This is a genomic window from Streptomyces sp. DH12, assembly GCF_020873895.1.
GTDB lineage: Bacteria > Actinomycetota > Actinomycetes > Streptomycetales > Streptomycetaceae > Streptomyces.
Genome location: NZ_JAHWGT010001242.1, coordinates 1 through 433 on the forward strand (window position 1 = coordinate 1; position 433 = coordinate 433).

General features: G+C 71.4%; 1 pseudogene. It reads left to right on the forward strand.

Annotation, left to right across the window (positions count from 1 at the left end):
• Positions 1–232: 232 nt before the first annotated feature.
• Positions 233–433: pseudogene (locus LPA54_RS39460) on the forward strand (hypothetical protein); the annotation flags it as partial.

A 433-nucleotide genomic window follows, 5' to 3' on the forward strand; every position in this document is an offset into this window, starting at 1 on the left:
GCCATGAGCACGGTGGCCAGGATCCGGCTCATCGTGCGGGTACGGGCGGTCTTCACGGACACGTGGGGCTCCCGGGGCGGTCGTTGCGAGGCTTCCGGAGAGGTACGACCTGCCGGCGCCGCCCAGGGTTGCGGACGTTCCGCCGACAGTTCGGCGAGCGCCGAAGCGTCCGGACCGTAGCGTGCCGAGTCCCGCGCGGGAGTGGCTCGCGCTCGTGACCTGGAGGTTCCCCGTGCCGGAGACGGATCCGAAGCAGCGGCTCGCCGAGCGGTTCCGGGAGGTCAACGGGGACCATCCGATGACCGACGCGGACGACGCCTACGTCAGCGCGCAGTTCGTCGTCCTGGAGGAGCTGTGCGCGGTACGGGGCCGCGACGCCGACGAGGTGCGTCGGCTGATGCTGGACGGGCGTCTCCCGCTTCCGGGATATCTG